At 71.5% G+C, this 7440-nt stretch carries 6 protein-coding genes; 1 reads left to right on the forward strand and 5 read right to left on the reverse strand.

The annotated features are described in order from the left end of the window. Positions 1-14: 14 nt before the first annotated feature. Positions 15-512: a helix-turn-helix domain containing protein gene (locus G3I65_RS18170; protein WP_160697166.1), complete on the reverse strand. Its 498-nt coding sequence runs from the start codon at positions 510-512 to the stop codon at positions 15-17. A 200-nt stretch (positions 513-712) separates the two neighbouring features. Beyond that, positions 713-2296, reverse strand: coding sequence for an alpha/beta hydrolase (locus tag G3I65_RS18175; RefSeq protein WP_160697167.1), 1584 nt, complete (start codon positions 2294-2296; stop codon positions 713-715). Between the two features lie 193 nt (positions 2297-2489). On the opposite strand from G3I65_RS18175, the gene G3I65_RS18180 reads away from it, so the two are divergent. Next, complete coding sequence (locus tag G3I65_RS18180; protein ID WP_160697168.1) at positions 2490-3179, forward strand: DNA alkylation repair protein; 690 nt, start codon at positions 2490-2492, stop codon at positions 3177-3179. A gap of 68 nt (positions 3180-3247) precedes the next feature. On the opposite strand, the gene pheT is transcribed toward G3I65_RS18180, so the two are convergent. The 3 genes from pheT to G3I65_RS18195 form a co-directional block, all read right to left on the reverse strand. Further along, a complete protein-coding gene (gene pheT / locus G3I65_RS18185) occupies positions 3248-5812 on the reverse strand; it encodes a phenylalanine--tRNA ligase subunit beta (protein ID WP_160697169.1) in 2565 nt (854 codons plus the stop codon). Further along, the gene (gene pheS / locus G3I65_RS18190) at positions 5812-6873 is read right to left on the reverse strand and encodes a phenylalanine--tRNA ligase subunit alpha (protein ID WP_086856942.1); all 1062 of its coding nucleotides are present in this window, start codon (positions 6871-6873) and stop codon (positions 5812-5814) included. Before pheS ends, pheT begins: the two co-directional genes overlap by 1 nt. 183 nt (positions 6874-7056) lie before the next feature. Next, positions 7057-7440, reverse strand: a 384-nt coding sequence (locus tag G3I65_RS18195; protein ID WP_160697170.1) for an RNA methyltransferase, incomplete at its 5' end; no start/stop codon positions are given.

Here is a 7440-nt window from a genome sequence, read left to right on the forward strand (position 1 = left end):
CCCACCGCCGCTGGTCAGTTCGGCTCACCTCCGTCCAGGTCCGTGCGCCTGCTCGGCGGCACGGGGAGGTAGCAGCCCGGGTTCTCCGGGTCGCAGCCGACGCGGGGCAGGCGGGCGCGGATGCCGCCGGGGGTGCGCTCGAAGGACGTCGCGATTTCGGCGACGCTCTCGCCCGCGATCCAGCGGGTCTCCAGCTCCGCGTCCAGTTCGTCGTTCCACGGGCGCCCTTGCTGGGCGGGGCGGCCGGCGGATCTTCGCCGGGTCGGCCGGGCCGCGCCGGTCGCGGAGAGCAGCTCGTCCGCGACCAGGTCGGCGACCGTGGCCGCCACCGCGACGTCCAGGTCGAGGCTGCCCTCGGCGACCGGCTCGCCGCCGGGGCCGCCGGCTTCCAGCGTGATCATGACCTTGGGGGTCGGTTCGGCGCGGTCGACGTCCGTCCTGGTCGAGACCACGATGTGGTAGGTGTTTTCCTGTGCCCGGATCTCGCTCCGGCGCTGTTCGATGATCGACATGCCCCGAAGCTAGCGCGCACCCCCGACAATTTTCGGCCACGCGCTGCTCACGGCCGACTTCGCTCCGAAATTGTCGGCCCCCTCCTCTAACGTCCCGGGCAACCACACCCCGTCACGAGGAGGCGACGATGAGACACCGGCGGACAAGACGGTGCCCCGGTCCGGACGAGCCGGACCGGGGCACCGGGTGGGACTTGCGATCAGAAGCGCAGCAGCTGGGCCAGCGTGCTCTGCTTCTCCTGGGCCGCCTTCGCGGAGCTGTCCGACTTCTGCGCCGCGGCGCCGTCGGGCACCGGCGCCGGCACCGGGTCGCACTGGACGTCCGAGTGGTTGCCGGGCTGGCGCTTCGGCAGGGTGCCGGTGGCCAGGTAGTCGGCGACCTTGTCGTCCACACAGGACACCCCGGACAGCGAACCGGCGTGCGTGGTGCCGCCCGGCGCGCTGATCAGGCTCGACTTCGGGAACCGCTTGCGGACCTCGAGGCTGCCGGCGTACGGCGTGGCGGCGTCGAGCTCTTCGCTGATGAGCAGCGCACCGGCCACCTTGCTGCCGTCGATGTTCACCGGCTTGCCCGCCTTCGCCGGCCAGAACACGCAGGGCGCGTTGAACCAGGCGTTGCCCCAGGTCTCGAACGGGGCCTTGAAGTAGGTGATCCAGTTGTCGGCGCGCCACTTGTTCCAGTTGGTCGGCCACTGCACGTCGGTGCACTGCACGCCGAGGTAGACGGCGAACCCGTTGTCGTCGCCCGGCGGGTTCGAGTCGTCGTAGAGCGCCTTGAGCGTCTGCCAGTCACCCTTGTGCACGTAGCCGTCGAAGGCCTTGGCCATGTCGACCCAGCCGAAGACGTAGTAGCCGGCCTGCAGGAAGATGTCGGTCCACTCGTCACCGCCGATGACCCCGCCTGCCGGGTTCTTGGCGAGCTTGCGCTGGGTGTCGTACCACAGCTTCTCGACGGCGCCACCGGTCTTGCCGAGGTGGTAGACGTTGTCGTAGGACGCCAGCCAGTCGAAGTAGATCTTGATGTTCTTGTCGAAGGCGACGTCCTGGTCGAGGTTGGCCTCGTACCAGACCTTCCGCGGGTCGACGTTGCCGTCGAGCACCATCCGGCGGACGTTCTTCGGGTACAGCGTGCTGTAGACCTGGCCGAGGTAGGTGCCGTAGGAGAAGCCGTAATAGTTGATCTGCTTCTCGCCCAGCGCCTTGCGCAGGCTGTCCATGTCCTGCGCGACGTCGGTCGTCTTGATGTGGTCGAGGATCTCGCCGTTCTTGCGGCACGCGTCGGCGTACCCCTTCGAGCGGGCGAGCCACGTCTTCTCCAGCTGCGGCGTGGTCGGCACGTACGCCGGCCGGTTGTAGCTGAAGTAGTTCCCGTCGCAGCTGATCGACGGCTTGCTGGACCCGACGCCCCGCGGGTCGAAGCCGATCCAGTCGTAGTTGTCACCCGCGTGGTTCGGCACGTACTTGCCGAGCACCGAAAGCCCGAGGCCGGAACCGCCCGGGCCGCCCGGGTTCACCAGCATGATGCCCTGGGACTGCGCGGTCTTGTGCTTGATCCGCGACACCGCGACGGAGACCTTCGCCCCGCCCGGCTTCGCGTAGTCCATCGGCACCTCGAGGAAGCCGCACTCGGCGCCGTTGGCCTTGAGGCTCGCCGACGCGCAGGGCCCCCAGGCGATCGGCGCGGGGGTGAACTGCACCCCGGGATCCGCCGACGCGGCGGGCGCGGCGGCCATCAGCCCGGCCGCGAGCCCCGCGGCGGCGACAGCGGCAACGATTCTTTTCACAGTCGTCCTTTTCATCCGCATTCGACAGAGTTCGCCGTATTCCGGCGAAACTACCGGCAACCCTGGACAATCTCGCCGACCGACGCGGCTTCCGCCATCCGCCTTTCGTCGGTACCTGTGCTCGTCGCCGAGCCCCGGAACTGTCGGTGGCCGGCAGTACGCTGCGGGTCGCCGGACGGCGTGGGGAGGACGGGTGAACGTGGACGATCGGCTGGTCAAGGCGATCCGCACCGGGCTGGCGAAGCTGGCCGACCCGGCGAAGGCGCCGGCGATGCAGGCGTACATGAAGTCGGCGATGCCGTTCCGCGGGGTGGCGAAACCGCAGCGCAGCACGCTGATGAAGCGGGTGCTGGCCGACCACATACTGCCCGATCGGGTGACATATTCATCGACCGTGCTGGAGTTGTGGCGGACCGCCGAATTCCGCGAGGAGCGCTACGCGGCCATCGACCTTTCCGGATATCGGGCGTACCGCGGGTGGCAGGACGCCGGGCTGCTCCCGATGTACGAGGAAATGATCGTCAGCGGGGCCTGGTGGGACTACGTGGACGAGCTCGCGATCCGCCGGGTCGGGCCGATCCTCCGGGCCGACCGCGCCCGGGTCACGCCGCTGATGCTGAACTGGGCGGCCGACGCCGACCTGTGGCGCCGGCGGACGGCGATCATCTGCCAGGTCGGCGCCAAGGAGGACACCGACACGGACCTGCTCACCCGCGCGATCGAACCGGCGATCGCGGAGCCGGAGTTCTTCCTGCGCAAGGGAATCGGCTGGGCTTTGCGGGAGTACGCGAAGACCGCTCCGGACTGGGTGCGGTCCTTCGTGGACGACCACCCCGGGTTGTCCGGACTGTCACGGAGGGAGGCACTCAAGCACATCGGTTGAGTGGCCCGGGCCGAAACGCGAAGAAGGGCCGGTCGCCCGGCCCCTCTCCACCAGCGTCGTGCGTTCCGTCAGGCGCGCAGGGCCGCCTCGAAGCGCTCGCCTGCCGCGGCCACTGCCGCGTCACGGGCCTTGGTGGCCTCGTCGACCGTCAGGGTGCGGTCGGCCGCGCGGAAGCGGAGCTTGTACGCCAGCGAACGCTTGCCCTCGCCGACCTGCTCGCCCGCGTACACGTCGAACAGCGTGATGTCCTCGAGGAGTTCGCCCGCTCCCTCGCGCAGCACCGCCGCGAGGTCGGCCGATGGGACGTCCGCCGCCGCCACCAGGGCGACGTCGAGCAGCACCGGCGGGTAACCCGACACGCTCGGGGCGGGCCGGGAGTCCGGCAGCGGGATCGCGTCCAGGTCCAGCTCCATCGCGACCGTCCGCGGCGGCAGGCCGAGGGCCTCGACGACCTTGGGGTGCAGCTCGCCGGCGTGGCCGACCGGCCAGTCGCCGACGCGGAGCTGGGCGCAGCGGCCCGGGTGCCACGGCGGGAGGTCGGTCGCCTGGACCGTCAGCTCGACACCGGCGGCTTCCGCGACCGTGCGGGCGGCCTGGACCGCGTCGGCCCAGTTCGCCTGCTCGCCGCCGCCCCACCAGCCCGCGCGGCGGCGGTTGCCCGACAGGACCACCGCGACGTGCAGGGGCTGCAGCGGGACCGCCGCTTCGAGGAGCGCCAGCTCCTCGTCGGTCGGGCGCTGGTCGACGCCGAGGTCCGGGACCTTCAGCGGGTTCGGCGCGGGCAGCACGACCTGGCCGATGTGGTACAGCGAGACGTCCTTCATCCCGCGGGACACGTTGCGCTGCAGCGTGTCCAGCAGGCCCGGCAGCAGCGTGGTGGCCAGCCGGTTGCGGTCGGCCTCCAGCGGGTTGCGGACCACGACCGCGTTGCGGCGGACGTCGTCCGCCGGCAGGCCGAAGGCGTCCCACACCGTGTCGCTGACGAACGGGAACGGGCGCACCTCGATGTACCCCGACTCGGCGAGAGCCCGGGAGACACCCCGGACGCGCCGTTGGGCGTCGGTCAGGCCGCGGCCCGCGGGGGCGGCGGGCAGCGTCGACGGGATGCTGTCATACCCCTCCAGCCGCAGGACCTCTTCGACGAGGTCGGCGGGCTGGCGCAGGTCGCCGCGCCAGCTCGGCGGGGTCGCCGTGACCAGGCCGGTGCCGTCGTCGCCCGTGGTCACCGAGACCTTGCAGCCGATCTGGGTGAGCCGGCGGACCGTGACGCCGCGCTGGTAGTTCACGCCCGCGACCCGGTCGGGCAGGTTGATCGGCATGACGACCGGCGGGTTCGGCTCGATCGTGCCCTCGTCGGTGCGGCCGGGGCGGATCGAGGCGTCGCCGTACTGGCGCAGCAGGCGGGCGGCCAGCTCGACGGCGGCCGGGCACAGCTGCGGGTCGGTGAACCGCTCGAAGCGCTTGGCGGCCTCGGAGAACAGCTTGTGCCGCCGAGCGGTGCGGCTGATCGCGGCCGGGTTCCAGTGCGCCGCTTCGAGCAGGACGTCGGTGCTCTCCGTCGTGATCTCGGTGCTCGCGCCGCCCATCGTGCCCGCCAGCGAGATGACGCCGCTGTCGTCGGCGATGACGATGTCGTCCGGGTCGAGCGCGCGCTCGACGTCGTCCAGCGTGGTCAGCTTCTCGCCCGCCTTCGCGCGCCGGACCACCAGGTCGCCCTGGATGGCCTTGGTGGCGAACGCGTGCAGCGGGTGGCCGAGCTCGAGCATCACGTAGTTCGTGACGTCGACGGCCAGCGAAATGGAGCGGATGCCGGCCAGCATCAGCCGGCGGCGCATCCACCACGGGGTCGGCGCCGTCGCGTCGAGGCCGGTGACCCGGCGCAGCACGAACCGCGGGCAGCCTTCCGGGTCCTCGACGTGGACCGGCCAGGCGTCGCCCTCGGCCGCCGGGACCTCGAGCAGCGCCGGGTCGCCGAACGGGACGTCCAGCGCGTTCGACAGCTCGCGCGCCAGGCCGCGGATCGACAGGGCGTAGCCGCGGTCCGGGGTCGGGGCCAGCTCGATGACCGTGTCATTCAGGCCGAGGAGCTCCTGGGCGTCGTCGCCCGGGCTCGCCGTGCCCGAGGGCAGCACGAGGATGCCGGTGTGGTCGTCGCCGAGGCCGAGCTCGCGGGCCGAGCAGATCATGCCGTCGCTGATGCGGCCGTAGGTCTTGCGGGACGCGATGGCGAAGTCGCCGGGCAGGACGGCGCCGGGCAGCGCGACGACGACCAGGTCGCCCTCGGTGAAGTTGCGCGCGCCGCAGATGATGCCGCGGGTCTTGATGCCGTGCGGGCCCTCGTCGAACTCGCCGGCTTCGTCGTCCTCGTCTTCGTCTTCCTCGTCGTCCAGCTCTTCGGCTTCGTCGGCGGGCTCGCCGACGTCGACGCGGCAGAACCGGACCGGCTTCTTGAACTCGGTGAGCTCTTCGATCTCGGCCACCCGGCCGACGACCAGCGGTCCGGTGACGGGCCCGAGCTCGCTCAGGTCGTCGACCTCGACGCCGATCCGCACGAAGGCGTCGGCCAGGTCCTGCGGGGTGACCTCCTCAGCGAGATCGAGGTGTTCGGTCAGCCAGCTGACTGGGACTCGCACTACGCCTCCGTTCCGAAGGGAAGGGTGAAGCGGACGTCGCCCTCCACCATGTCGCGCATGTCCGGGATCCCGTTGCGGAACTGCAGGGTGCGCTCGATGCCCATGCCGAAGGCGAAGCCCGAGTACACGTCGGGGTCGACGCCGCAGGCGCGCAGGACGTTCGGGTTGACCATGCCGCAGCCGCCCCACTCGACCCAGCCGGGGCCGCCCTTCTTCTCCTCGAACCAGACGTCGACCTCGGCGGACGGCTCGGTGAACGGGAAGAAGTGCGGGCGCAGGCGGGTCTTGGAGCTCTCGCCGAACATCGCGCGGGCGAAGGCGTCCAGGGTGCCCTTGAGGTGCGCCATGGTGATGCCCTTGTCCACCGCGAGGCCTTCGACCTGGGTGAACACCGGGGTGTGCGTGGAGTCGAGCTCGTCGGTCCGGTACGTCCGGCCCGGGCAGACGACGTACACCGGCAGGTCGCGGTGCAGCAGCGTGCGGGCCTGCACCGGCGAGGTGTGCGTGCGCAGCACCAGGCCGGAGTCCTCTTCGCCGACGTAGAACGTGTCCTGCAGCTGGCGGGCCGGGTGGTCCTTGCCGAAGTTCAGGGCGTCGAAGTTGAACCACTCGGCTTCGAGCTCCGGGCCCTCGGCGACCTCGTAGCCCATCGCGACGAACGCGTCCGCGACGCGCTCGGAGATGGTGCTGATCGGGTGGCGGGCGCCGCGCGGGACGCGGTCCCACGGCAGGGTGACGTCGACGGCCTCTTCGCGCAGGACCCGCTCGTCGCGCTCCACCTGGAGCTCGGCGCGGCGGGCGTCGAAGGCCGCCTGGACGGCCTGCCGGGCCTCGTTGACACGCTTGCCCGCCTCGGCCTTCTCCTGCTTGGGCAGGGCGCCGATCTCGCGGCGGGCCAGGCCCACCGGGGCCTGGTCACCGAGGTGCGCCGGCTTGACCTCGGCCAGCGCCTCGAGCCCGGTCGCGGCGGCGAACGCCGCTTCGGCGGCCTTGACCGCCTCCTGCAGCGTCTCGGGGGCCAGTACCGCGCCCTGGGCTTCCTTTTCCTTGGCTCCGGACATAACTCCTCGGCGTCCGCTGGGACTGGTCGTTCGGGCGCCGCCGGACACGCGGCGCACGAGAGGTCAAAGGCGGGAAAAGTCTATGGGATCGGGTCCGCGCGCCCCCGGTCGCCCCGGGACCGTGCGGATACGCGCTCAACACGCGTGGAAAATCCCCCGCGGCGCCGGGCTCAGCGACCTCGCTCAGCGGTGTGCCGCCAGCGCGCTCGTGTAGACGCAGACCGCCGCTGCCGTCGCGAGGTTGAGGCTTTCCGCCTTGCCGTACAACGGGATGCGGACCGCGAGATCCGTGCGCTCGAGGACGTCGGCGGGCAGGCCGTGGGCCTCGTTGCCGAAGACCCACGCGGTCGGGGCGGTGAGGTCCACCCGATCGAGTTCGGCGTCGGCGTAACCGTGGGCGGCGAACGTCCGCAGGCCTGCGGCCGAGCAGGCCGCGAGCGCGGCGGGGACGTCGCGGACGCGCGTGATCGGCAGGTGGAAGAGGCTGCCGGCGGCGGCGCGGACGCACTTGCCGTTGTGCGGGTCGACGGTGTCGCCCGCCAGGACGACCGCGTCGGCGCCCGCGGC

The sequence above is a fragment of the Amycolatopsis sp. SID8362 genome (assembly GCF_010550475.1).
Classification (GTDB): domain Bacteria; phylum Actinomycetota; class Actinomycetes; order Mycobacteriales; family Pseudonocardiaceae; genus Amycolatopsis; species Amycolatopsis eburnea.